This window comes from Streptomyces sp. SP18CS02, from assembly GCF_036322365.1.
Lineage (GTDB): Bacteria > Actinomycetota > Actinomycetes > Streptomycetales > Streptomycetaceae > Streptomyces.
The window spans coordinates 21335-46636 of record NZ_JAQYXC010000262.1; the positions used below are offsets into that span (position 1 = coordinate 21335).

Annotated in this window: 20 protein-coding genes; 8 read left to right on the forward strand and 12 right to left on the reverse strand. The window is 73.2% G+C overall.

Features of this window, described 5'->3' with window-relative positions:
- Positions 1-261: 261 nt before the first annotated feature.
- The 3 genes from PUR26_RS05945 to PUR26_RS05955 all read right to left on the reverse strand — a co-directional run bounded on the left by PUR26_RS05945 (position 262) and on the right by PUR26_RS05955 (position 4544).
- The gene (locus PUR26_RS05945) at positions 262-1497 is read right to left on the reverse strand and encodes a tetratricopeptide repeat protein (protein WP_329869878.1); all 1236 of its coding nucleotides are present in this window, start codon (positions 1495-1497) and stop codon (positions 262-264) included.
- A 599-nt stretch (positions 1498-2096) separates the two neighbouring features.
- Positions 2097-3614 carry a glycerol kinase GlpK gene (gene glpK, locus PUR26_RS05950; RefSeq protein ID WP_329869880.1) on the reverse strand — a complete coding sequence of 506 codons (1518 nt, stop codon included), beginning with the start codon at positions 3612-3614 and terminating at the stop codon, positions 2097-2099.
- An 84-nt stretch (positions 3615-3698) separates the two neighbouring features.
- On the reverse strand, positions 3699-4544 hold the full coding sequence (locus PUR26_RS05955) for an MIP/aquaporin family protein (RefSeq protein WP_329869883.1): 846 nt from the start codon (positions 4542-4544) through the stop codon (positions 3699-3701).
- Between the two features lie 395 nt (positions 4545-4939).
- Between PUR26_RS05955 and PUR26_RS05960 the strand changes: the two genes are divergently transcribed.
- The 5 genes from PUR26_RS05960 (at position 4940) to PUR26_RS05980 (ending at position 12360) form a co-directional block, all read left to right on the forward strand.
- Positions 4940-5290 (forward strand): hypothetical protein, encoded by a 351-nt coding sequence (locus tag PUR26_RS05960; RefSeq protein ID WP_329869885.1) that lies wholly within the window; start codon positions 4940-4942, stop codon positions 5288-5290.
- 323 nt (positions 5291-5613) lie between these two features.
- Positions 5614-8289 carry a class III lanthionine synthetase LanKC gene (lanKC, locus tag PUR26_RS05965; RefSeq protein WP_329869887.1) on the forward strand — a complete coding sequence of 892 codons (2676 nt, stop codon included), beginning with the start codon at positions 5614-5616 and terminating at the stop codon, positions 8287-8289.
- A 16-nt stretch (positions 8290-8305) separates the two neighbouring features.
- The gene (gene ramS, locus PUR26_RS05970) at positions 8306-8434 is read left to right on the forward strand and encodes a mycelium formation morphogenetic lantipeptide SapB (RefSeq protein ID WP_058940762.1); all 129 of its coding nucleotides are present in this window, start codon (positions 8306-8308) and stop codon (positions 8432-8434) included.
- Between the two features lie 120 nt (positions 8435-8554).
- Positions 8555-10429, forward strand: coding sequence for an ABC transporter ATP-binding protein (locus tag PUR26_RS05975; RefSeq protein WP_329869895.1), 1875 nt, complete (start codon positions 8555-8557; stop codon positions 10427-10429).
- A complete protein-coding gene (locus PUR26_RS05980) occupies positions 10426-12360 on the forward strand; it encodes an ABC transporter ATP-binding protein (protein WP_329869897.1) in 1935 nt (644 codons plus the stop codon). The genes PUR26_RS05975 and PUR26_RS05980 overlap by 4 nt, the downstream gene beginning before the upstream one ends.
- Before the next feature lie 12 nt (positions 12361-12372).
- Here PUR26_RS05980 and PUR26_RS05985 read toward each other — a convergent pair whose 3' ends face one another.
- Positions 12373-12981: a response regulator transcription factor gene (locus tag PUR26_RS05985; protein ID WP_329869899.1), complete on the reverse strand. Its 609-nt coding sequence runs from the start codon at positions 12979-12981 to the stop codon at positions 12373-12375.
- A 399-nt stretch (positions 12982-13380) separates the two neighbouring features.
- Between PUR26_RS05985 and PUR26_RS05990 the strand changes: the two genes are divergently transcribed.
- Together PUR26_RS05990 and PUR26_RS05995 are read left to right on the forward strand one after the other, a co-directional pair.
- Positions 13381-15573, forward strand: coding sequence for an FUSC family protein (locus PUR26_RS05990; RefSeq protein WP_329869900.1), 2193 nt, complete (start codon positions 13381-13383; stop codon positions 15571-15573).
- A 141-nt stretch (positions 15574-15714) separates the two neighbouring features.
- Positions 15715-16707 carry an arsenic resistance protein gene (locus tag PUR26_RS05995; protein WP_443076983.1) on the forward strand — a complete coding sequence of 331 codons (993 nt, stop codon included), beginning with the start codon at positions 15715-15717 and terminating at the stop codon, positions 16705-16707.
- Between the two features lie 68 nt (positions 16708-16775).
- On the opposite strand, the gene PUR26_RS06000 is transcribed toward PUR26_RS05995, so the two are convergent.
- Both PUR26_RS06000 and PUR26_RS06005 read right to left on the reverse strand, forming a co-directional pair.
- Entirely contained in the window at positions 16776-17336 is a 561-nt protein-coding gene (locus tag PUR26_RS06000) for a GNAT family N-acetyltransferase (RefSeq protein ID WP_329869902.1), read from the reverse strand.
- Positions 17337-17416: 80 nt separating this feature from the next.
- Positions 17417-18181: a class I SAM-dependent methyltransferase gene (locus tag PUR26_RS06005; RefSeq protein WP_329869904.1), complete on the reverse strand. Its 765-nt coding sequence runs from the start codon at positions 18179-18181 to the stop codon at positions 17417-17419.
- A 317-nt stretch (positions 18182-18498) separates the two neighbouring features.
- On the opposite strand from PUR26_RS06005, the gene PUR26_RS06010 reads away from it, so the two are divergent.
- A complete protein-coding gene (locus tag PUR26_RS06010) occupies positions 18499-19221 on the forward strand; it encodes a DJ-1/PfpI family protein (protein ID WP_329869906.1) in 723 nt (240 codons plus the stop codon).
- Here PUR26_RS06010 and PUR26_RS06015 read toward each other — a convergent pair.
- The 6 genes from PUR26_RS06015 to PUR26_RS06040 all read right to left on the reverse strand — a co-directional run bounded on the left by PUR26_RS06015 (position 19183) and on the right by PUR26_RS06040 (position 25298).
- Positions 19183-20205, reverse strand: coding sequence for a LacI family DNA-binding transcriptional regulator (locus PUR26_RS06015; protein WP_329869908.1), 1023 nt, complete (start codon positions 20203-20205; stop codon positions 19183-19185). The two genes, PUR26_RS06010 and PUR26_RS06015, sit on opposite strands and share 39 nt — an antisense overlap.
- A gap of 301 nt (positions 20206-20506) precedes the next feature.
- A complete protein-coding gene (locus PUR26_RS06020; RefSeq protein ID WP_329869910.1) occupies positions 20507-21349 on the reverse strand; it encodes a maleate cis-trans isomerase family protein in 843 nt (280 codons plus the stop codon).
- Positions 21349-22821 (reverse strand): MFS transporter, encoded by a 1473-nt coding sequence (locus tag PUR26_RS06025; protein ID WP_329869912.1) that lies wholly within the window; start codon positions 22819-22821, stop codon positions 21349-21351. The genes PUR26_RS06020 and PUR26_RS06025 overlap by 1 nt, the downstream gene beginning before the upstream one ends.
- A gap of 64 nt (positions 22822-22885) precedes the next feature.
- Complete coding sequence (locus PUR26_RS06030) at positions 22886-23626, reverse strand: HAD family hydrolase (protein WP_329869914.1); 741 nt, start codon at positions 23624-23626, stop codon at positions 22886-22888.
- Positions 23623-24579, reverse strand: coding sequence for a pseudouridine-5'-phosphate glycosidase (locus PUR26_RS06035; protein WP_329869916.1), 957 nt, complete (start codon positions 24577-24579; stop codon positions 23623-23625). Before PUR26_RS06035 ends, PUR26_RS06030 begins: the two co-directional genes overlap by 4 nt.
- 11 nt (positions 24580-24590) lie before the next feature.
- Positions 24591-25298 carry a transglutaminase-like domain-containing protein gene (locus PUR26_RS06040; RefSeq protein ID WP_329869918.1) on the reverse strand — a complete coding sequence of 236 codons (708 nt, stop codon included), beginning with the start codon at positions 25296-25298 and terminating at the stop codon, positions 24591-24593.
- Positions 25299-25302: the final 4 nt, after the last annotated feature.

Sequence of the window (25302 nt, forward strand, 5' to 3'; positions counted from 1 at the left end):
GTCCGGAACGCGCGGCCCGGACGGGGCCTGCATGCGGGTAGGCCGGGACGGCGGCTCTCGCCGCCCTCTCCGGCCTACCGTGTGCTCCGCGCGATGCGGATCCGGCTCCCGGGCAGGAGGAGCGGTCGCCCAAAGGCGCCGCGCCTCCTGCCAGTCGACTCCGCAGTCGGTGGACACCGATGCGGGGATCATGAGGCTCTCGTGGCCGACGGGCCCTGGTCGGGACGCCCGCCGGATCGACCGGCGGCCGGAGAGCCGCCCTTACGTCGCCGGGTCGGGCGTCGGGAGCGGTGACGCGGCTTCTGCGACAGCGCTCTCCGGCTTCGAGGGCTTCTGCTGAGGCTTCTGCTGGGGCTGGGGCTGGGGCTGTGACGCCGACTGCGCCTGGGCCTGTGCCTGGGCGACCTGCGCAAGCGCCGGGGCCTGCGCCTGCGGCGTGGGCTGCTGCTGAGGCTTCTGAGGCTGCGCCTTCTGCGCCTTCTGCGGCTGCTGCTTCTGCTGCGAAGCCTGCTGTTGCTGCTGGGCCTTGCGGCTGCGCCACAGACCCCGCGGCCGCTCGGCTTCCCGTACCCGCTCGTTGCCCGGGCTGTTGTTGAGGGGACGGGCCTCGCTGTCCCCGAGTTCGGTGAAGAGGGCGGCGGCCCGCTGGTGCGCCTCCAACGCGTCGTCGAAGCGCCACACCTGCTGGAGGGCGGTGCCGAGGCTGTTGAGCGCCTGGCCCTGGCGGTGGGGGTCCTTGAGTTCGGTGAAGAGGGTCGCGGCCCGCTCGTGGGCGTCGATGGCTTCGTCGAAGCGGCGTACCTGCTGGAGGGCGGTGCCCAGGTTGTGCAGCGCCTGGCCCTCCCGGTGGCAGTCCCCGACCTCGGTGAAGAGGGCGGCGGCCCGCTCGTGGGCGTCGATGGCGTCGTCGAAGCGGCGAGCCTCCTGAAGGGCGGTGCCGAGGCTGTTGAGCGCCTGGCCCTCCCGGTGGCGGTCCTCGAGCTCGGTGAAGAGGGCGGCGGCCCGCTGGTGCGCCTCTATGGCGTCGTCGAAGCGGCGTACCTGCTGCAGTGCCGAGCCGAGGCTGTTGAGTGCCTGGCCTTCGCGGTGGGGGTCCTTGAGTTCGGTGAAGAGGGCGGCGGCCCGCTCGTGGGCGTCGATGGCTTCGTCGAACCGGCGTACCTGCTGGAGGGCGGTGCCCAGGTTGTGCAGGGCTTGGCCTTCGCGGTGGGGGTCCTTGAGTTCGGTGAAGAGCGCGGCAGCTCGTTCGTGGGCGTCGATGGCTTCGTCGAACCGGCGTACCTGCTGGAGGGCGGTACCGAGGTAACCGACGGCCTGGCCCTCGCCATGACGGTCGCCGAGCTCCCGGCAGACGGTGAGATCCTGCTGATGGGCGTCGATGGCCTCGTCGAACCGCCCCACCTGCTGCAAGGCAATGCCGAGGCCGCTCAGTGCCCGGCCTTCACCGGGCCCGTCGCCGAGCTCTAGGCAAATAGCGAGGTCCTGCTGGTGGCTCATGGTTTCTCCGGGGATGTCGCGGCCTTCCGCCCCACCCGGCCGTTCCTCGTAAGTGCGGGGTGACGACGGGGCCTGGGCGGTACAGCCGTTCTCGCTGACACCCCCAGTAACCGGGGAGATGCCGAGCGCGGCAACCGGCCCGGCATTCGAGTCCGCCATTCGGGTGGGGGATGCGGCTGTCCGGAGGACACGCGGTACACAGGGTGACCGGAACGAACCGGCCTTGCGGCAGAGGGACTTGGCGCTCGGCGGGGCGGGTCCCCCCGGTAGCCGCCCGGTCCGGCGCGGGGGTGACGCCCTCACCCTGACGCGCCGAGCGCTCAGCGATGGCCGGAGAGGGCGTGACGGAGGCCTGACGTGCCGGTGCCGGATCGCCGCACGTCCCACCCCTGTTCGTCCTGTGCGCCTCGGATGCCCCGGGGCACCCGTCCGACCGGGTCCCGCACACGTCCGTCCCGCGCCGGCCCTTCATCCGCCTCACCGCCGGCGCCGGGGACAGCCGTTCCGTCGCAGCGCGCGCCCCGCCCACCCGGCGGCCGGCCGGTGGACGCGGCAGCGCGTCACCGGCCGGCCCTCGCGGACACCGGACACCCCGGGGCCTACTCCACCTTGGTCCAGTCGAGCGTGCGCTCCACTGCCTTCTTCCAGCCCGCGTACCCTTCCTCGCGCTGCTCCTCGGACCACTGCGGCTCCCAGCGCCTGGACTCCTGCCAGTGGGTGCGCAGCTCGTCCGGGCTGCTCCAGAAACCGGTGGCCAGTCCCGCCGCGTAGGCGGCGCCCAGCGCGGTCGTCTCGGCGACGACGGGCCGGCTGACCGGAACGCCGAGGATGTCGGCCTGGATCTGCATGCACAGGTCGTTGGCCGTCACACCGCCGTCGACCTTCAGCACGTCCAGGTGCACCCCGGAGTCCTGCTCCATGGCGACCACCACGTCGCGGCTCTGGTAGCAGATGGCCTCCAGAGCGGCCCGCGCCAGATGGCCGCCGTCGTTGTACCGGGCGAGGCCGACGATCGCTCCCCTGGCGTCGGAGCGCCAGTAGGGGGCGAACAGGCCGGAGAACGCGGGGACGAAGTAGATGCCGCCGTTGTCCTCCACCGTGCGGGCCAGCGTCTCGCTCTCCTCGGCGGACTTGATGATCTTCAGCTGGTCGCGCAGCCACTGCACCGCGGAACCGGTGACCGCGATGGAGCCCTCCAGTGCGTAGATCGCCGGGCTGTCACCGAACTGATAGGCCACCGTGGTGAGCAGCCCGTGTTCCGAGCGGACCAGTTCGGTGCCTGTGTTCAGCACCAGGAAGTTGCCCGTGCCGTACGTGTTCTTGGCCTCGCCGGGCGCGTAGCAGACCTGCCCCACGGTGGCCGCCTGCTGGTCGCCGAGCACGCCGGTGATGGGGATGGCGGCCCGCAGCGGCCGGGAGGTACGGGTGTCGCCGTACGCGTCCGGGTGGGAGGACGGGTTGATGGTGGGCAGCATCTCCCGGGGGATGTCGAAGAACCCCAGCAGTTCGTCGTCCCAGTCGAGGGTCTCCAGGTTCATCAGCATGGTGCGGCTGGCGTTGGTCACGTCGGTGGCGTGGATCCCGCCCTCGGGGCCGCCCGTCAGGTTCCACAGGACCCAGCAGTCCGTGTTGCCGAAGAGGGCATGGCCCTGCCGGGCGGCCTCGCGGACGCCCTCGACGTTCTCCAGGATCCACTGGATCTTGCCGCCGGAGAAGTACGTCGCCGGTGGCAGCCCCGCCTTGCGGCGGATGACGTCGCCCTGCCCGGAGCGTTCCAGGGCGGCCGCGATGGAGTCCGTGCGGGTGTCCTGCCAGACGATCGCGTTGTAGTACGGGCGCCCGTTGCGCGGGTCCCACACCACGGTCGTCTCCCTCTGGTTGGTGATGCCGATCGCCGCCAGGTCGGTGGGTGACAGGTTCCGGTGCCGGAGGGCGTTCTGGATCACCGAGTTGGTGCGCTCCCAGATTTCCACCGGGTCGTGCTCGACCCACCCCGAGCGCGGGAGGATCTGCGCGTGTTCGAGCTGGTGCTTCGCCACCTCGTTGCCGGCGTGGTCGAAGATCATGAAACGGGTGCTGGTGGTTCCCTGGTCCACCGCGCCGACGAAGTCCGCCATGGCTTTCCGCCTCTCCTGTCGGGTGGGCTGGGGGCTGCCGGTGCGCGGGGCGGCCGGCAGCCCCTCAGTGGCCTGGACGCGTGGTCATCCCTCGGGGGCCGGTACGCGTCCGGGAGGCTCCGGCTCCGCGGTCGGCAGGAACCGGCCGATGAAGAACTTGTAGAGGAACGCGCCCACCAGTCCGCCGATCAGCGGGCCGATGATCGGCACCCAGAAGTAGAAGTTCCCGTACTGATCCCGCCACGCTCCGCCGTAGCCGGTGAGGAAGCTGGCCAGCCGGGGGCCGAAGTCGCGGGCCGGGTTGATCGCGTAGCCCGCGTTGGTGCCCCAGGCCATGCCGATCGCCACGACGATCAGGCCGATGACGAAGGGGGCCAGATTGGCGCCGGGGGGAGTGTTCAGCAGGTCGGTGATGGCCAGGATCAGCAGCAGCAGGATCGCCGTGCCGATGATCTGGTCGCGCAGTGCGCCCCATTCGCCGACCGGCAGGTTGGTATTGCCGTTGGCCGGAAGCGTGGAGAAGACGCCCTGCGTCTTGATGGTGTGGCCGGGGTCGGCCTTCGCCAGTGCCTCGGTGTAGTTCCAGCGCACCAGCAGGGCCGCCACGAAGGCGCCCGCCGTCTGGGCCAACGCGTACGGCGCCACCTTGCGCCAGGGGAACCCCTTGAACGCCGCCAGTGCGAGGGTCACCGCGGGATTGAGGTGAGCGCCGCTCAGCCTTGCCGCGACGTAGACGCCCAGGGTGACGCCCAGGCCCCACGCCCAGGCGATGCTGTCGTGATTGCCGAGGCCCCCTGGGGGATCGGTGAGCGCCCCGCCGGCGACCACCTGGGCCACCACGCCGCAACCGAAGAGGATGAGGATCATGGTGCCGGCGAATTCGGCCGACAGCTCGCCCACCAGCCCTGATCTCTTGAATCGCTCAGCCATGCGAGCCCGCTTCCCGCCGGCCCAGGACCGGCCGTCGACTGCCCGAGTCCCCCGGACATCATGGTAAGGCGCCCCCCGGCCATCCGCCCGCGAGGCGTGAGGCCCGCCTCCCGGCCGGGCGGATGGCCGGGGCGCGGGGCGGGGGAGGGGCGGGCGGAGCCCCCGCCGGCGCGGAGGGCCTGATCCCGTTGACCTCGTCGGCACCGTCCCCGTAGCGTGAGCGACGCAAAAGGCACAATCTACTCACCAGGTGCACTATGCGTCCTATTCTGCGTGTCCATCGCCGAGCCGCCCTCCTCGCCGGCTCGGCGCTCCTTCTCACGGGTGCCGCGTTCACCGTGCCTGCCTGGAGTCCCGGTGGGACCCCGTCGGCGCTGCCGCCCCGGGTGGCCTCCGTGGCGGATGCGGAGACCTCGTCCGCCGGCGGTCCCGCCGCACGGGCCGCGCGCACCGAGCCGGTGAAGGCGGCCGAACCGGTGGCCGCGCGGAAGGCGGCCCGGGCCACCGGGCCCTCCGCCGCCCCCGGTACGGAGAGGCCGTGCACGACCGACCCGGCCGACCGGGCCGCCTGCCGGAACCCGAGCGGGCGCATCGACCCCGACGGCGGGGACCTCGACGGCGACGGCGTGTTCGAGCGGCACGAGCCCGTCGGCCCCGGCTACAAGGACCCGCGCGCCTACGACGGGGGCAGGACCTCCGGCGAAGCGCAGTGCGCGTGGCTCCGCTCCCAAGGCGTCGCCTGCTGAACCTCGGGACGCCTCGACGCCGGTGCGCGTCGGTCCGTGTCCGCCGGCCGCCGGATCTTCGGGACGGTCCGGCGGCCCGCGGGCGGTGCGGCCCTCGCGGCTCCGGTTCCCCCGCGCAGGAGCCGCGACGGCCGGACCTTCCTGGACACAGGCGGGTCGAGGCCGGCGGAAGGGGCCTCCCGTACCCCTCGCCCCGTACTCCGGAAGGCCGACGGCCCTCTTCCTACTCATGAGTTCCGCATGCCTGAATGCTGACAGCTGTGACTGTCCGCGCCCCGGCCGCGATGACATCGTCATCTCCGTCGCCGACCGAGGGAGCAGGTGTGATCAAGGGGTACGCCACCTTCTGCGACGCGGACCGTCACTTCTACGACGCGCCGCACCGGCTGTCCGCGGACACCGGCAGTTCCAGGGGGGCCCTGTACGAGGCGGCGCTCGCGCCCGTACCGGAGGGATGGCAGCGGCACCGCAGCGGTGACTGGCTGGCTCTGCGCCCCATCGACCACACGCTGCCCGCCCAGGGCTGGAAGATCCATGTCTCGGCCTGCCTGGACAACGCCGAATCCGTTCTGTCCCGGGTGATGGACTACTGCCTGGCACGGCGGATCGCCTTCAAGTTCGTGCCGAGCCGGTATCTGCTCCACACCCGCAACGCGAAGTACGCGGACCGCGCCGCCAGCGGCAAGTTCCTCACCGTCTACCCCGCCGACGACGCGCAGTGCCACCGCATCGCGGAGGACCTCGACGCGCTGCTGGCCGGGGAGCGGGGGCCGTACATCCTCAGCGACCTGCGCTGGGGCGAGGGGCCCGTGTACGTCCGGTACGGCAGCTTCACCCAGCGCCACTGCTACGACGAGAAGGGCGAACTCTGCCCCGCCGTCGAGGACGCCGACGGCCGCCTCGTCCCCGACCTGCGGGGGCCGGCCTTCCACGTGCCGCCATGGGTGACGCCGCCCGCCTTCCTGCGGCCCCACCTCGACGCCCGGTCCGCCGTGACCGTCACCGACATCCCGTACACCATCGAGCGCGCCCTGCACTTCTCCAACGGCGGCGGCGTGTACGTCGGCCGGGACAGCCGTACGGGGGAGAAGGTCGTCCTCAAGGAGGCCAGGCCGCACGCGGGGCTGGCGGCGGACGGCGCCGACGCGGTCACCCGCCTGCGCCGGGAACAGGAAGCCCTGGAGCGGTTGTCGGGACTGCCGTACACCCCGGAGGTGCGGGGCACCTTCGTCCTCGGCGGGCACCACTTCCTCGCGATGGAGTACGTCGAGGGCAAGCCGCTCAACACCTTCTTCGCCCGCAGGCACCCCCTGATCGAAGCCGACCCCACCCCCGAGAGCCTCGCCGCCTACACCGAGTGGGCCCTGCGGATATACGGGCTCGTCGAGGAGGCCGTCGACGCGGTGCACGCCCGTGGCGTCGTCTTCAACGACCTGCACCTGTTCAACATCATGGTGTCCGAGGACGAGTCGTCCGTGGTGCTGCTCGACTTCGAGGCCGCCGCCCACATCGACGAGAACCGTCGGCAGACCGTCGCCAACCCGGCGTTCGTCGCCCCGGCCGACCGGCGCGGATTCGCCGTCGACCGCTATGCGCTGGCCTGTCTGCGGATCGCCCTCTTCATGCCGCTGACCAGCCTCCTCGCCCTGGACCCGGAGAAGGCGAGGCACCTGGCCGACATCGCCGCGGCGCATTTCCCCGTCCCCCGCTCCTTCTTCGACGAGGCGGTCGCGGAGATCCTCCCCGCCGGGCACCCGGCCTCGCCCGCGCCCCGCTCCGAGGGCTCCCCTCTCTCCCCGGCCTCCCCGCTCGCGGAGGGGGCCGAGGACACCGGCGCCGCTCGCCACGGGCGCTATCTGCCCGTGGAGCCCGGCGACTGGCCGCGCAGCCGTGAATCGATGGCCCGCGCCGTGCTCGCGTCGGCCACCCCCGAACGCGAGGACCGCTTCTTCCCCGGTGACATCGCCCAGTTCGCCAGCGCCGACGGCGGCCTGACGTTCGGGTACGGCGCCGCCGGCGTCCTGTACGCCCTCGCCGAGACGGGCGCCGAGCCCGCCCCCGCCGCCGAGGAATGGCTGCTGAGGCGGACCAAGGAGCCCTCGTCCGGCACTCCGATCGGCTTCTACGACGGCCTCGCCGGAGTCGCCTGGACCCTCGAACGGCTCGGCCACCCCGAACGCGCCCTGGAACTCGCCGAACAGACCCTGCGCCGGCCCTGGGAGGACATCGCTCCCGATCTGCACAGCGGACTGGCCGGTGTCGGCCTGGCACTCGACTCACTCGCCGCGTCCACCGGCGAGAGCGCACTGGGCGACGCGGCCCTGCGCTGCGCCGGACTCGTCGCCCGCGCCGCGCCCGGCATCACCCGCGCCGGACTGCTCCACGGATCGTCCGGCGCCGCCCTCCTCTTCCTGCGGCTCCACGAACGCACCGGCGACAGCGGCCTGCTGGACCTGGCCGCCGAAGCGCTCGGCCGTGACCTGGACCGCTGCGTCCAGAGCGCCGGGGGCACCCTCCAGGTCGACGAGGGCTGGCGGACCATGCCCTACCTCGGCGCCGGCAGCGTCGGCATCGGCATGGTGCTCGACGACTACCTCGCGCACCGCGGCGACGAACGGTTCGAGCAGGCGGCCCGCGAGATCGTACGCGCCGCCCAGGCGACCTTCTACGCCCAGCCCGGCCTCTTCCGGGGCGCGGCCGGCATGGTGCTCCACCTCAGCCGCACGACCGTACCCGGCCCGGGCACCCAAGAGGCCGACGTCCGTCGCCAGATCGACGCCCTCGCCCGGCACGGCGTCCCGTACCAGGGGCATCTCGCCTTCCCCGGTGAGCAGATGATGAGGCTCTCCATGGACCTCGCCACCGGCACCGCCGGCTGCCTGCTCGCCCTGGGCAGCGCCGCCACCGGCGGTCAGGCGCACCTGCCCTTCCTCCCGCCGCCCCGGCGGCCCCAGAGCCGGTCCCTGCCAGGGACCGTAACCAGCACATCGTCCCCATGAAGGAAAGGAATCGATCATGACACTTCTCGACCTGCAGTCGATGGAGACCCCGAAGGAAGAGGCCACGGGCGACGTCGCCACGGGCAGCCGCGCCAGCCTGCTCCTCTGCGGTGACAGCAGCCTGAGCGTCACCACCTGTAACTGACCCGGCCGGTCGCGCGGTGCCGACTACCGCGCGCCTGACGGATCAACCGGTCCCGGGCGGCTCTGCCGCCCGGGACCGTCCGCGACCCACGACCGCCGTACGAGGAGGACACCGGCCGAGATGACCTCCCCGACGCCGTCCGACCGCGAAGACGGACCGCCCGCACCGCCCGCAGGCCCGCCCGGCACCGCCGACCGTGTCCTGCTGAGGGCCGCCCGGCACAGCCGCGGGCGCGCGGCGGCGATCCTCGTCTGCTCCGTGGCCTCGGCGGCCGCCACCCTCGCCGAACCCGCCGTCCTCGGCCACGCCCTCGACCTGCTGCTCTCCGAAGCCCCCGCCGCGCCGCGCTGGATCGCCCTGTGTGCCGCGCTGATCGTCGCGGACATACTGCTGGACGCCGCCGCGGCCCTGCTGACGGGCACCACCAACGCCCGCTCCACCGCATGGCTGCGCCGGCACTCACTGGCCCGGCTCCTCGCCGCCGCCCCGCACCACGCCGCCCGCTTCGCGCCCGGCGACCTCGCGACCCGGCTGACCGCCAACGCCACCGAGGCGGGCACCGTGCCCGCCACCGCCGCCGGAGCCATCGCCTCCCTGCTCCCCCCGCTCGGCGCGCTGGCCGCGCTGCTCCTCATCGACCCGTGGACCGCCGCCGCCTTCCTGGCCGGGGTACCTCTGCTCCTGCTGCTCCTGCGGACCTTCGCGCGCAGCTCCTCCGACAGCGTCTCGCGCTACCAGAGCGTGCAGTCCGCCATCGCCGACCGGCTCGTCGAGGCCCTGACCGGGGCCCGGAGCATCGCCGCGGCGGGCACGGCCGACCGCGAGCGCCGGCGTGTCCTCGCCCCCCTGCCCGAACTCGCCGTCGAGGGGCGGCGGATGTGGCAGGTGTACGGCCGCGCGGTCGCGAGCAGCGGTGTCCTGATGCCCCTGCTCGTCTGTGTCGTCCTCGCCGTGGGCGGCCTGCGACTGGCGTCCGGCGCACTCGGCGTCGGCGAGCTGCTGGCGGCGTCCCGCTACGCCGCGCTCGCCGCCGGCGCCGGCGCGGTGGCCGGGCTGCTCGGCTCCCTCGTGCGCGGCCGGACGGCCGCCCGCCGTACCGGCGAGCTGATGGCGCTGCCGCCCCTCACCCACGGACGGCTCACCCTGCCCGACGGGCCGGGCAGGCTCGAACTGCGCGGCGTCACCGTCGTACGGGACGGGACGACCGTGCTGAACGGCGTCGACCTGGTGGTGCCGGGCGGATCCACCGCCGCCGTGGTCGGCAGGTCCGGCGCGGGCAAGTCCGTGCTCGCCGCGGTCGCCGGACGGCTCAGCGACCCGGACGACGGCCAGGTCCTGCTCGACGGCGTGCCCCTGGACCGCGTGGAGCGGCGCCGGCTGCGCCAGGAGATCTCCTACGCCTTCGCCCGGCCCGCTCTCTTCGGCGAGACCCTCCGCGACGTCATCGCGTTCGGCGACCGCGCCCCGGACGACCCCGCGCTGCGTTCGGCAGCCCGGGCGGCCGGAGCCGACGGCTTCATCCAGCGGCTTCCCGGCGGATACCGGACCGCGCTCCCCGACGCCCCGCTCTCCGGCGGCGAGTACCAACGCCTGGGACTGGCCCGCGCGTTCGCCCACGCCGGCCGGCTGCTGATCCTCGACGACGCCACCTCCAGCCTGGACACGGTCACCGAGCGGCAGGTGGAACGCGCCCTGACCCGGGACGTGCGCTCGGGCACCCGGCTCGTCGTCGCCCACCGGCTCTCGTCCGCGGCCCGCGCCGACCTGGTGGTCTGGCTGGACGAAGGGCGCGTCCGGGGCGTGGGACCGCACCGGACGCTGTGGCGGGACCCCGCCTACCGGGCGGTGTTCGCGGCCGCTGCCGTGCCACCCGCCTCCTCCCCGTCCCCGGAGCCGTCCCCGGATCCTTCCCCGCCCCCCGCCGTGGCCGATGTCCCGCCCCGGGGCGACGGCCCGGCAGCCGTCGTGGACCCGGTACGGGAGACCATCCGATGACCGCGCCGGCGGACCGGCGGGAGGCCCCCGTGGAAGCCCCGGAGCCGCACCGCACCGGAGAGGCGCCCGCCACGGGGCCCGTACAGGCCGAGCGAGGGGCACTGCGCCGGGTGCTTCCCCAGGGGCGGGCCTTCCTGGCGGGCCGGAAACGGGTCCTGTGGGCTCTGGGCGGCTGGTCCCTGCTGGAGTCCGCCCAGACGTTCCTGGGGGGCTACGGCGTCGCCCGCGCGCTGGACGACGGATTCCTCGCCGGGCGCACCGGGGTGGGCCTGCTGTGGCTCGCGGTGGCGGGGGCCGCCACCGTTCTCGGCGGCCTCGCCGTACGCGGTGTGTTCTCGGGCCTCGCCGGGCTCGTCGAGCCACTGCGCGACGGGCTGGTGCGCCGGGCCGTGTCCCGGGCGCTGGCGACGGCCGTCGCCGACCCGGCGCGCGCCGACAGCACGGCGGTCTCCCGTCTCACCCACCAGACCGAGATGGCCAGGGACAGCTTCGCCGGCCTCGTCCTCACCGCCCGGTCCTTCGTCTTCACGGCGCTGGGGGCACTGGTCGGCATGGCCTCCCTGGCGCCCGCCCTGCTGCTGGTCGTCCTGCCGCCCCTGCTGCTGGGGCTGGGCCTGTTCCTCGCCACGCTCGCCCCGATGGCCGCGGCGCAGCGGGCGTTCCTGGACGCCGACGAGGCGCTGTCCGGCCGGGTCGCCGCCGTCGGCGCCGGGCTGCGCGACGTGGCGGCGGCCGGCGGCGACCGGCGGATCACGGCCGACGTGGGGCGGCTCATCACCACCGAGTCGCTGCTCGCCCACCGCCTGGCCCGGTGGGCGGCCGTCCGCACGCTCGCCCTCGGCGCCGCGGGCAGACTGCCGGTCGTCGCCCTTCTGCTGGCGACTCCATGGCTGCTCGGGCAGGGAGTCACCGCGGGCACGCTGCTCGGCGCGCTCACCTATCTGATGCAGGCGCTGCTGCCGGCCCTCCACACCCTCATGGCCGCACTCGGTGCGGCGGGAACGCGTCTGCTGGTGGTACTGGACCGCTTCTCCGCCGAGGTCCCCTGGCCGCCCGAACCGCACGGGGCACGACCCCCGGGGCCCGGGACGCGCGGCAAGGGAAAGGCGCCGGGTACGCCCCCGGGACCACCGGCGGCAGAACCGCCCCCGGGACCACCGGCCGCAGAACCGCCCCCGGGACCACCGGCGGCCGGCCCGCGCCCCGCCTCCCGCGCCGCCGCCGAGCTGCGTGGCGTCACCTTCGCGTGGGGCCCGGCGGCGCGTCCGGTGCTCGAAGGGCTCGACCTGGTCGTGGCGGAGGGCGAGCACCTGGCCGTGGTGGGTCCGAGCGGCATCGGCAAGTCCACCCTCACCGCCGTGATCGCCGGGCTCCTCACCCCCGACCGGGGCACGGTCCTGCTCGACGGCGCCCCCGTGCGGCAGGCCGGCGCGCGGGATCCGGACCTCCGCCGCGCCCTGCTTCCCCAGCAGGCCCACGTCTTCACCGGCACGGTCCGGGACAACCTCCGCTACCTGTCTCCCGAGGCGCGTCCCGCCCAGGTGGCACAGGCGTTGGAGGCGCTCGGTCTGGATCCTCTCGTAGGACGGCTCGGCGGGCTGGACGCCATGGTCGCCCCGGACCGGCTGTCCCAGGGGGAGAGCCAACGACTGGCGCTCGCCCGCGCCTACCTCTCGCCGGCGCCCCTCCTGCTGCTGGACGAGGCGACCTGTCACCTGGACCCCGACACCGAGGAGCGGGCGGAGCGGCAGCTCGCCGCGCGGCCCGGCACGCTGATCGTGGTCGCCCACCGGCTCTCGTCGGCCGCCCGGGCCGATCGCGTCCTGGTGCTCGACGGGACACGGGCCGTGTGCGGGACCCACCAGGAGCTGCTCGCCCGATCGGAGCTGTACCGCGACCTGGTGGGTGTAGGGCACCCCGACGCGTACTGAGCGGACGGACGCTCAGACCCACCCCGCGCCCTGCGATATCCGGATCGCGTCTATGCGGTTGCGCGCGCCCACCTTGCGTGTGACCGCCGCCATGTAATTGCGTACCGTGCCGTTCGACAGATGCAGCCCGCGGGCTATCTCGGCGATCGACTCCCCTGCCGCCGCCCGCGCCAGCACACTCAACTCCCGCGCCGTCAGAGGCATACGGGACGCCTCCAGAAAGCCGAAGGCGAGCGATTCGTCGACGAACCGCTCGCCTTTCGCGACCTTACGGATGCCGCGCACCAGACGCACCGGGGAACCGTCCTTGTCGACGAATCCCAGCGCCCGCGCCTCGAACGCCTTGCGCAGCGCCCCCGGCCTGCCCGCCGTGGCCAGGACCAGCAGGGAACTGCGGGCCCCCAGGGGGCCTCTGCCGCTTTCCGGCCCGCCCTCCAGCAAAGCGGCGGCGCCCGGACAGTCGAGATCCACGACGCACACGTCCGGCTGTAACGACTCCGTGTTCGTGGTCGCGGCGCTCCAGCCGGCCGAGAACACGTCGAACGATTCCTCCGATCTCAGCAGAGCCGTCAGCGCGGACCTCAGCAGACCCACGCTGTGCAGCACCAATACCCTCGTCATGCCGTTCCCCCTCCGAAGCAGCCGCCCGATGAAACGCGGACGGTCGTATGTTCACCCATGCGGCTGCCCCGGGCCGCCGTATAAGAACATTTCCCTGGGTGGTGAGGGGGCGCGTTTTGACGCGCACAGGCGCCCGTCACGGCGCTCAATGTTCATCTGTGCGCCGGTGTACGCCTCCGGATGACCCGGATCCGTACGAGCCGGCCATGGCCGACCGCCACCGTCGCCCCCCGTGTCCCGCACCATGCCGAGCGGCCCGGGAGCCGCCCGCCTCGTGGCCGTCCGCCTCACCTGGGGCGAACCCCGGCACCCCCGGTCCGACGATCAGATGAACGGACCACTCCAGGGCGCGGAGCGGCTGCCGGGTCACGGCGCCGCGTTCCCCCTAGGCTCGGCCTCGTGACATGGTTGCGGGCACTCGGCGGGACCGCGCGCGCCGGGGTGACCATCGAGCGGACGCGGCTCGAACCCCTGGTCGCGCTGCGCGCGGCGGCCGGTGTGGCGACCGTCGTGGGTCTTGCGCTGTGGCTCGTCTCCCCGGCGTACGCCGCGTCCGCCGCCTTCGGCGCCTTCTCGGCCGGCACCGCCACGTTCCAGCGCAGCTGGCGCCCGCGAAAGCTGATCGCGCTCGGAGCGGGCGGCAGCCTGGCGCTGAGCACGTTCCTGGGCTACCTGGCCGCCGGCCGCACGGTGACCTTCGTCCTGCTGCTCGCCCTGTGGGCCTTCGTCGCCGGCATGTCCTGGGCCGTCGGCTCCACCGCGGGGATCGTGGCGGCCGGGACCGTCGCCATCATGCTGGTCACCGTCACGCTTCCGACCAGTGTGGAACAGGCCCTGGAACACGCCGCGGTGATCGCCTTCGGCGGCGTCGTGCAGGCGGCCCTGATCGTGGTGTTCCCGATCCGCCGATGGGGGGCGCACCGGGACGCCCTCGCCGACGCCTTCGCCGCCGTGGCCGACTACGCCCGGCGGCTCAGACACGACCCGACGGCCCCGTTCGACCCGGAAGCGATGATGCAGGCCCGCAAGGCCGCCACGCTCACACCCTCCCAGGCACGTCGGCGCCCCGGCTTCCTGCACGGCCCGCGCGGCCTCGCCGAGCGCGTCCGGCCCGCCGTCGCCGCCCTCGCCGACCCCCGGGTCGGCGCTCCGGCGGAAGGACCGCAACGGGACCGGGCGCGCGCACTCCTGAAAGCGACCGCCGACATCCTGGACGCCGCCGCGCGTTCCATCCGTCGCGGAACCCGCGCGCAGGTGCCCCCCGACGTCCTGGAGGTCCTCGGGACCGCCCCGGACGACGAGGTGCTCCGGGGGCCGGCGCGCCAGGCCGCGGTCCAGCTGACCCGGCTGCTCCACGAGGTACTGGCGACCGCCCACAGCGGCGACACCCACGCCCGGCCCGGCGCGGCGGGCGAGAAATCGGACCCCGGGCTCCTCGTGCGCCCGGCCATGCACAGACTGGCACCGGTCGTCCTGCGCACGATGCGCCGCGAACTGCACCGGGACTCTCCCGTCTTCCGGCACGCCGTACGTCTCGCCGCGGTGGCCTCCCTGGGCTGGCTGCTCGGTACCGTGCTGCCGCTCGGCCACGGCTACTGGGCGCCGATCGCCTCCGTCATGGTGATGCGCCCCGACTTCCACCAGACCTACGCCCGGGCCGTCGGCCGCTTCGCCGGCACCCTGGTGGGTGTCGCCCTGGCCACGGGCGTGGTGCAGCTGGCCCACCCGGACGCCGGTCTGTCGGGGGCACTCGCCGTGCTGTCGGCGGGACTGACGTATCTGCTGATGCGCACCGGCTACATGGCCTCGCAGTGCTTCACGGCGGCGTACGTCGTCTTCCTGCTCGGCATGGGCGGCGAGACGTGGCACCAGACCGTACGGGACAGGGTCACCCTCACCCTCGTCGGCGGGGCACTGGCGATGCTGGCCTATCTGCTCTTCCCGGCCTGGGAGACGCCGAGGCTGCGGGACCGGCTCGCCGACCATCTCGCCGCGAACGGCATGTACGCGGCGGCGGTGATCGAAGGCTTCGCCGACCCCGGGGGCGGGCACCGCGCGAACGTACGCAGGCAACTGCTCGCCAGCCGGGAGGCGAACGCCGCCTGGGACGAGTCCTTCGGACGGGCGAAGAAGGAGCCCGTACGCCACCGCGGCCTGACGCGCGGGGAGGCGGAGGACGCCGAGGAGGCGCTCAGGTCGGTGGGGCGGGCGGCGATGCTGCTGGAGACCCACCTGCCGGAAAGCGGCGCGCCACCCGTTCCCGGGGCCGCGAGGTTCGCCGAGGCGCTGACGGCGGACACGGCGAAAGCGGCGCGGGACGTGCGCGAACGGCGCAACCCCGACTGGCGCCGGGTCGAGGAGGCGCTGGAGGAGTGGGAACGGGCCGACGGCGGGGAGGACCCGGTGGTGCGGCGCGGTGCGGAGCTCCTGGTGTCGGCGTTGGAGGACCTGGCGACCGCCGTGAGCAGGACGCCGCTGGAACAGGACGTCGAGTCCTCCCGCCGGGAGCGCGAGGAACAGGCGGAATCGGAGGAGGCGGAACGGCGGGAGGAGGCCCGGAGGACGAAGGACCGGCCCCGGGACGCGGGCTGACCGGTCGGCCGTGAGGCGCGGCGCCCCCGCCGGGCCGCGTCCGGCCGCCGGGCCGGTGCGGCCCCGTGCCGAGGAGGCTGTGAGGATGGGCGGCGGAAGGCCCGCTCCCGGCGGGCCCGGCAGGGTGAAGGAGCAGCCGCAGTGCCGCAGGAACCCCACGGCCCCCTGGCGCTGTTGGAGCGGCATCAGGTCACGGTCTACCTGGCCGCGATGGCCGCGGGGGCACTGGCCGGTCTGCTCGCCCCGGCCGCGGGGCCGGTGCTGGAGCACGCCGTCAGTCCGGTGCTGGGCGCGTTGCTCTTCGTCACCTTCCTCCAGGTGCCGGCCGCCGAGCTGGTGCGCTCGTCGCGCGACGGCCGCTTCCTGACGGCGGCCCTCGTGGTGAACTTCGCCGTCGTGCCGCTGGTGGTCGCGGCCCTGTTCGTGTTCCTCCCCGAGGACCGGGCGGTGCGCCTGGGTGTCCTGCTGGTGCTGCTCTGCCCGTGCGTGGACTACGTCATCGTCTTCAGCGGCCTGGCGGGAGGCAGCAGCCGGCGGCTGCTCGCGGCCACGCCGGTGCTGCTGTTCGCCCAGATGCTTCTGCTGCCGTTGCTCCTCCCTCTGTTCATGGGTCCGCAGCTGGCCGGCACCGTGGCGACCGGCCCGTTCGTGCGGGCGTTCCTGTTCCTGATCGTCGTCCCCCTCGCGCTCGCCTGGGCCGTCCAGGCGTGGGCGGCCCGCCGCCCGGCGGGACAGCGGGCCGCCGACGGGGCGACCGCCACGATGGTGCCGCTGATGGCCGCCACACTGCTGGTCGTCGTCGCCTCGCAGCTCCCGCAACTCGGCGACAGTCTCTCCGACGTCGGTGCGGTCATCCCCTTCTATGTCGTCTTCCTGGTCGTCATGGCGTTCGCCGGGCGGGCCGTGGCCCGGCTCTTCCGCCTGGACACCGCGGCGAGCCGCGCGATCGTGTTCACCGGCGCGACCCGCAACTCCCTCGTCGTCCTGCCGCTGGCCCTCGCGCTCCCCGGCGGCCTGGCTGTCGCGGCCGTCGTCGTGGTCACACAGACCCTGGTCGAGGTCGCCGGGATGGTCGCCCTCGTCCGTCTCGTACCGCGGCTCGTGCCCGGTACGCCCGCCGCCACCCCGGAGTGACCCGCGCCCGGTGCCCATGCCAGGCGCGGTCCGGCGCCGCACCCCCGGCGCCGGACCGCGCCAGGGGCTCACCCCGGCCGCTTGTCCGCCCGCCACCGAGGGGCGAGCACGGACCAGATCTCCTCGTCGTGCCGCTCGCCCCGGTACAGGTGGCTCTCCCGCAGCACACCGTCCTTCGACATCCCGAGCCGCCGGGCCACGGCGATGCTGGGGCCGTTCTCCGGTGACACCCACCACTCCACGCGATGGATGCCCCGCTCCTCCACGGCCCAGTCGATGAGGGCGCGCGCGGCCCGGGTCACCAGGCCCTTTCCCACGGCCGCGGGCTCCAGCCAGCAGCCCACCTCGGCCACGCCCTGTCCGACGTCGAACCGGCGCAGGACGACGGCACCGACGAGTGTGCCGTCCCTCCTGATGCCCTGGATCCGCCCGGTGTCGGCCGCGGCCCTCTCCGCGTACGTCCGCAGGAACGCCCGGCTCGACTCCAGGTCCTTGACGACGTCGGGCAGCCCGTTGTGCTGCCCGATGAACTCCCGCCCCCGGTCGATGTGGGCCAGGAACTCCTCGGCCTGCCACGGTTCGAGCGGACTCGTCTCCGCACCGTCCTCACCCAGCGATATCGCGTACAACGTCACCCTCCACGCTCGTGACCCGGCCACCCGGTCGGCGGGATCCTTTCACGGGCGCACCGGCGGCGTCGGGCGATCGGCTACGGCCGGGCGTCACGACGGAACAGGGCCGTCCAGAGGAAGGCCTCGCCGAAGTGCGGTGAGGCCGCCGGTTCGTCGCGCATGCGGCGCAGTTCCACCTCCGTCAGGTCGGAGAAGATCCAGCGCAGGGACTCGGGCGTGTAGGCGAGGCCCCCGTGGAGGCGGGACTGGTGGTAGAAGTCCTCGTCGCCGAGTTCCGACCCCATCGCGCCGGCCGCGAAGCAGGTGAGGGCCAGATGGCCGCCGGGAGCGAGGCACCGGTCGAGGAGGCCGAGGTAACTGACGCGGCGGTGCGGCGGCAGATGGTGGAAGCAACCGGAGTCGTAGATCAGGTCGTACGGGCCCGTGAGCCCGGCCTCGACGAGGGCGAAGGCGTCACCGCGGTGGAAGCGGACTTCCGGCGCGGACTCCCCGGCCCGCTCCCGGGCGCGCTCCCCGGCCCGCTCCTCGGCCCAGGCGATCGCGGCGGGGGAGAGGTCCACACCGTCCACGTCGAAACCCATCGAGGCGAGATGCAGCGCGTTGCGGCCGGGCCCGCAGCCCAGGTCGAGGACGCGTCGTCCCGGACCCAGCAGACCGCGATCGAGGTACGAGACCAGGTTCTCGTCCGGCTTGTCCACGAAGAACGGCACCGGCCTGGACCGGTCCGCGTAGAAACCGTCCCACCACGAGCCGGCATCGGCCGTCCAGCGGTCGGCCTCGGGCGCGAACAGGCCGTCCAGGAGTTTGAGTACATCGTCGACGGTGCGGATGTTCCGGTCCATCCGGATCCCCCTTCCTCGTCCCGTGATCGTAGGCAGGGAAGGCGTGAAAGCCCAGATCAAAGGGGTTTCACGGAGGCCGTCGACGCCGGTGTGCGCGGCTGCGGCGGGCACGGGCGGGCTCCTTCCTCGCCGCCGGGCCGCGGAGCCCGCGAAGCCTTCGACGAGGGCCGTCAAGGGGCCGTTTCCGGTTACGCCGAGCCCTGTTTCTCCGATTCCCCGGTTCCGCTCAAGGGGAGGACGGGCAACGACGGTACATGGCAGGAAAGGTGGGTTCTTCGACATTGCGGACCCGGAGGGACGGGCGAAGAATCGACACCATGCAGATCGCGATACTCCTCTACGACCGTTTCACCGCCCTCGACGCGGTGGGCCCCTTCCAGACGCTGAACCCCCTGCCCGGTGCCGAGGTGGTGTTCGTCGCCGAGAAGGCGGGGCCCGTTCTGGACGACACCGGAAGCCTCACCGTCGTGGCCCAGAAGTCCCTCGCCGAGGTGACCCGGCCGGACATCGTGGTCGTCCCCGGAGGCCCGGCCCCCGACGTGGAGAACGAGGCGGTGCTCGACTGGCTGCGCACCGTCGACGCCACCACGACCTGGACGACCTCGGTGTGCACCGGCTCCCTGCTGCTGGCGGCGGCGGGTCTGCTCAACGGCCGCCGGGCGACCTCCCATTGGCTGTTCCTCGACCATCTCAAGGAGTTCGGCGTCGACCCGACAGGGCAGCGGGTCGTCTTCGACGGGAAGTACGTCACCGCCGCCGGGGTGTCGTCCGGCATCGACATGGGGCTCACCCTCGCCGGCCGGATCGCGGGTGACGAACACGCCCAGGCCGTACAGCTGATGATCGAGTACGACCCCCGGCCGCCGTACGACGCCGGTTCGCCGGAGAAGGCCCCCGCAGCCCTGGTGGAGATGTTCCGGGCGAACGGAGTGCCCGACCAGGGCGGGAGCGCGGCCTCCCGTGCGGGGTCGGCGTACGGAGAAGGGGCCGGTGCCCGGGGCTCAGCGGCAGCCGCAGGAGGCGCGGACCACCAGGCGTGAGGGGAACACCCGCACGTGCTCGCCGGGGCGCCCGGCGGCGCGCGGAGACTCTTCGAGGGCCAGGTCGACGGCTGCCCGGGCCATCGTCCGGCGGTCGGACGCGACCGTGGTCAGCGGGGGGTCGGTGAAGGCGGCTTCCCTGACGTCGTCGAAGCCGACGACCGCCAGTCGGTCCGGCACCTCGATGCGCAGCTCGCGCGCCGCCCGCAGCAGACCGATCGCCTGGTCGTCGGTCGAGCAGAACACGGCGGTCGGCCGGTCCGGACCGGAGAGCAGGGACAGCCCCAGCTGGTAGGCGCCGTAGCGGTCGAACGGAGCCGCGACGAGCCGGCCATCGGTGGACCGTCCGGCCGCGCGCATGGCGCGGCGCCAGCCTTCCACGTGGTCCGTGACGGGATCGCCGACCACCGGAGTGGACTCGGTGCCCCCGAGGCAGCAGACGGAGGCGTGTCCGTGGTCCAGCAGGTGCTGTGTGGCGAGTCGCGCTCCGCCGATGTCATCGATCACCACAGCGCGTTCGTCGATCGCCGCGGGGCGCTCGTGCATCAGCACGACTCTCGTGTCCCGGTTCTCGATCTCGGCGGCGGCTCGTTCGCCCAGCCCGATGCTGACCAGGATCAGTCCCGACACCCGCATGCCGAGGAAGGCGTCGATGTAGTAGGCCTCGCGGTCGCTCCGGTAGTCGGAATTCCCGACCAGGACCATCTTTCCGCGCTCGGCCGCCGCCTGTTCGAGGGCGTGGGTCATCTCGCCGAAGAACGGCTGGCGGGCGTCCGGGACGATGAGGCCCAGAAGATCGGTGCGGCGACTGGCCATCGCCTGGGCGACACGGTTGGGCCGGTAGCCGAGTTGTTCGATCACCTTCACGACGCGTTCGCGGGTGGCCCGGGAGACGGGCCGGGGGCCGTTGTTGATGACGTAGGAGACCACCGCCGTGGAGGTCCCCGCCATCCTGGCTACATCGTCACGCGTCACCTTGGGCACGCGGTGAGTCTACGGGGGTGAACTCACCGCTCACGTACGGTCCTTGGGCCGTGCTTGTGACGTGCCGTCTCCGAGCCCGGGTCGCCCGCCGCCCTGGTGCGAGCGGCCTTCCGGGCCGGGGCGGGGGACATGCCCCGGTACACCCCGCGGACGCCGTGCACCGGCCCGGTCGAGGGCCGGTGCACGGCGTCGGGGCAGGCCGGTGCCGGTCACCGGCCGCCGGAACAGGCCGGCCCCGAACAGGCCCAACAGGTGCAACAGGCCCGACAGGCCGGTACGGGCCGTACGGTCCGGTTGCCGGTCAGGGCCGGCCGGAGCCGTCCCCGGCGGTGTCGCGCGGTGCCGGCAGCAGCTCGAAGAGCCGGCCGGAGCCCGTCGGCATCCCCTGGCCCACCGGTGACGTGCGCAGCCCGAACCACAGGGCCGCCTGGTTGGCGGTGATCACCGGCACGTCGAGCTCGCGCTCCAGCGCCGCGACCGCTCCCTGCGCCCGCATACCGCTGCCCGGGATCAGCACCCCGTCGACGTCCCCGCCGAACGCGGCCAGTACCTGGGTCCGTACGTCGTCCGGCCGCACCACCCAGCGCGCGCCCTCGTCGAAGGCGTTGTACCGCTCCACACCGCTCCACTCGGGGCCGAGCTCGAACTGCACGATCCGGACGCCCTCGACACCTCCCTCGGCCAGGTACTTCTCGGTGGCGGCGAAGGTGGGCGGCGTGAACCAGGGCGGCATCACCACGAGCGGACGGCGCACACCGGTCGCCCGCAGCGCTTCCGCGATGGCCACGGCCGCGGTGAAGACCGGCACACCGCCGGAGTGCTCCCGCGCCCGGGCGACGAACTCGGCGTCGAACGCCGTCCCGCCGAAGAAACTGCTCGACCCGAAGCACAGACAGATGTTGTCCGCGCCGAGCTGCCCGAGGTGGTCCAGCCCCCGGCGGACATCGGGCGAGTCCGCCAGCGCCCGGGCGGCGCTGCCGACGTACTCCCCGTCCTGGGGACGCGGGCACTCGAAGCGCGCCGCGTGGACGGACGCCCGCTCCGCCTCCGGCGCCCCCCGCACCGCCATGTCCCGGATCTCGGTCTCCGGTACGGGGTCGTTGTGCACGACCAGAATGCCGAGCCGGGCGGGTCGCTCTCCCATCACGCCTCCCTGGGAACGTCGGTGGTACGGGAACCGCTGTGCGGCGCCGCCGGGTCGGCCACCGCCGCGGAGTCCTGGGCGGCCTCCCGCGAGCCGGTGGACGCGAAACCCGTCCAGGCCAGCAGGGCGCCGCCGAACGCCACCGCGCCGGCGATCAGGAAGGCCACCAGGAAACGGCCGTCGTCGGGGTTGGTGCCGAGCACCAGTACCAGGAACGCCACGCCCAGCGCGCCTCCGGCGTACTGGGTCGTGGTCATCAGCGCGCCCGCCACCCCCTGGTTGTGGTCGGCGACGTCCCGGGTGCCGCCGACGAACATGCTGGTGTAGATCATGCCGTGGCCGATGCCACTGACCACCAGCCCGGGCAGGATGCTGGTGAGGTATCCGTCGCCGTGGATCTGCAGGCCCAGCATGGCCAGACCGGCCGCGCCGATCAGGAAGGCCAGGGTCAGGGAGCGGCGCACGCCGATCGAGTTGACCAGCCGCCCGGCGATCATGTTGCCCAGCGTGATGCAGACCGCCAGCGGGAGGAAGGCGATGCCCGCCTCCAGCGGCTCGTAGCCACGCCCCTCCTGGAGGAGGAGCGTCACCAGGTAGAACTCCGAACCGGCGACGCTCGCCATGTAGAGCGCCGACGAGCCGCAGCCCGCCAGGAGCGTCCGGGTCCTGCGCAACGCGGGTTCGACCAGCGGCTGGGCACTGCTGCGCTCACGCGTCAGGAAGAGGACCAGCAGCACCACGGCGGCGGCGAAGGAGATCAGCGAGACGGGGTCCGTCCAGCCCTTGTCCGCGGCCAGGGTGAGACCGAGCACGGTGACCAGCACGGTCGCCGTGCACAGCACCGCGCTGAGGATGTTGAGCGGCACGCCGGTCCGCGCGTCCTTGGTCCGGCCCGGCAGCAGACGCGGCGCCGCGAGGGCGCAGATCAGCACCAGCGGCAGGTTGACGAAGAACGTCCAGCGCCAGGACAGCGCGGTCAGCGAACCGCCGATGACGACGCCGGCCGCGAGTCCACTGGCACCCACCGTGCCCCACACCGCCAGCGCCCGGGTGCGTGCCCGGCCCGCCTCGAACGTGGTGTTGACCAGGGAGAGGATCGAGGGCTGCAGGGTCGCCGCCGCCACGCCCTGGGCGGCTCGCGCCACCAGCAGCATCGACGCCTGGCCGGCGAAGCCGCCGATCAGCGAGGCCACGCCGAAGACGAGGAGCGCGGCGATGAACAGGTTGCGCGGGCCCAGCCGGTCGGCCGCGCGCCCGCCGAGGACCAGGAAGCCCGCGAAGAACACCGAGTAGGCGCTGACCACCCACTGCACGGCGCTGTCCGAGAGCGCCAGGTCGGCCCCCATGCTCGGGAGGGCCACGAAGATGACCGAGAAGTCCAATGCGATGAGGAACTGTGCTGCGGACAGCGTGGCCAGGCCACCCATGGCCTTGCCGCTGCGCGCGGTGTCGTCGGTGGTTGGTGTCGCCATGTCGGGGGAACCGCCTTTGTCGCGTTTTCTGTTCGTGGGGCGTTCGGCCTGTCGCAGGGTGCGATCAGGGGACGTGGAGCCGCTCTCCGGGGCGGCGGTCGCGCGGGACCGGGGTGGCGCGCAGGACGGACAGTTCTTCCGGCCCGGCCAGGCCGGACAGGATGCGGGACAGCCCGTCGACGGACCCCGTCACCCGGTGCGCCCCGTCGGCCGTGAGCTGCTCCTCGGTCGCCACCCCGTAGGTCACACCGAGCGCGGCCATACCCGCCGCGCGGGCCATGCGCATGTCGTCGACGGCGTCTCCCACCACGACGCAGGACGCCGGTTCGGTGCCGAGGTGGCCGGCGGCGAGGAGCGCCAGGTCGGGGTGCGGCTTGCCACGCGGCGCCATGCCGTGGCAGACCACCGCGTCGAAGCGGTCCAGCAGGCCCGCGTGGAGGAGGAGTTCCTCGGCACTGGGCCGGATCTTGCTGGTGACGATCGCGATCCGGTGGCCCCGCTCGCGCAGCAGCTCCAGCAGGGCGGGCACCCCGGGGAAGATCATCGACCGGGCGCCGGGCACCACGCTCGTCCGGAACACCTCCCGGAAGCGCTCGGTGGCCTGACCCACCTCCGGATGGTCCTCGGGCAGCCGCAGCAGCGCGGAGAAGCAGGCGGCCAGCGGCCGGCCCACGGTGGCCCGCAGCTCCGCCTCGGGCGGCAGCGGCCGGCCGGACCCGGTGACGACCTCGGCCAGCACCCTGACGATCGCGTTGGGCGTGTCGAGGAGCGTGCCGTCCAGGTCGAACAGGACCGCGGTGCTCATCGCGCCTCCCCTTCCCGGCGCAACGTCCGCGCCAGTTCTGCGGCGAACCGGCCGGCCAGTCGTGTGGTGGAGAGGAGGACGGCACGGTTCGCGGCGGAGGTGCGCCCCTCGGTCGTCTCGGCGATCGCCTTCAGCAGGTACGGGGTGACGGCGGGGCCCGTGACGCCGTCACGCTCCGCGAGCCGCGTGGCCGAGGCGAGGGCCTCCTCGATCTCCGCCGACGGAATGCCGTCGGACTCGGCGATCGGGTGCGTGACCAGGACGGAGGTGGGGCTGCCGGTGCGCCAGTGGGCGGCGGCCACGGTGGCGATCTGTCCGAGGTCGTCGAGCCGGTGCGGGTTGCGCACACCACTGGACACACTGAAGTAGGCGGGGAAGTCGTCGCAGCGGTATCCGATCACGGGGACGCCCGCGGTCTCCAGCCACTCCAGCGTCAGTGCGGGGTGCAACATCGACTTGGCGCCCGCGCACACGACGGCCGTACGGGCACGGGTGAACTGCACCAGGTCCGCCGAGATGTCGAAGCTCTGCGGCGCGTCCCGGTGCACACCCCCGATGCCGGCCACGGCGAACACCCGGATCCCGGCGCGTTCCGCGGCCACGAGCGACGAGGAGACCGTGGTCGCGCCGGCCCCGCCGAGGCCCAGGACGACCCCCAGGTCCCGGGTGCTGACCTTGGGGATGTCCGAGGCGGTGGCGAACCGCTCCAGGTGCTCCTGGCCCATGCCGACCAGCAGCCGGCCGTCCAGGACGCCCACGCGGGCGGGGACCGACCCGGACTCGCGGATGGCCTTGTCCATCTCCTGGGCGATCTCGATGTTCGCGGGGTACTTGGGCCCGTGCGCGAGGACGGACGATTCCAGGGCGACGACGGGGCGGCCCTCGTTCAGCGCGTCGGCGACCTCCTCGTCGATGTCCAGCAGGTCGTTCTCGGTGCGGCTCGCAGCTGACATGTGAGTACTCCCTACTTCTGGACGGTGGTCGTGGCGGGCGTGCCGGCTTCCAGCGCGAGGGATCCGCCGGCCACGGTCCCGGAACCGGACCCGGCCAGGAAGTTCGGGTGGGCCCGCCGGATGCTCTCCATGACGAAGTCGTACGGAAGGTCGTCGAACTCGCCGTGCTCCTTGAGGAACTCCATCTGCACACCGCCGCCGTTCGCATCGTCCTGATACGGGTGATGCATGCTGTCGGCCGTTCCGTCGAACTCCAGCGGCTTCATCCCGTACAGCCTGCAGAGCAGCTTGTTGAACACCGGGGTCGCCCTCGTCCAGCGGCCGTCGAGCTGTACGGAGGTCAGGGCGTGGAAGAAGACGTCGCCACCGATCAACTGCTTGAGCCGGTCGGACGCCAGGTGGTTGCGCACATCGGCGAAGACGATGCGGCTGGGCACGCCCACCGCGCGGACCGCCGTGGCGAACAGGATGGACTTGTGGATGCAGAAGCCCTGACCCGCGACGGCGATGGAGCTGGCACGCAGCCCCTGACGGGACAGGTCGGCTCCGTAGACCTCGTAGAACAGTCCGTCGCGCACCGCGTAGTACAGGTCGACGACCTGGCCGACCGGGTCGGCCGACGGGTCCTTGACGGACTTCTCGACGAACGCCCGGATCGTCGGGGACTCGTGGTCGAAGAACTCGGTGGGCCGGAGTGTGGTGGCTGTATCAGCACTCATGGAT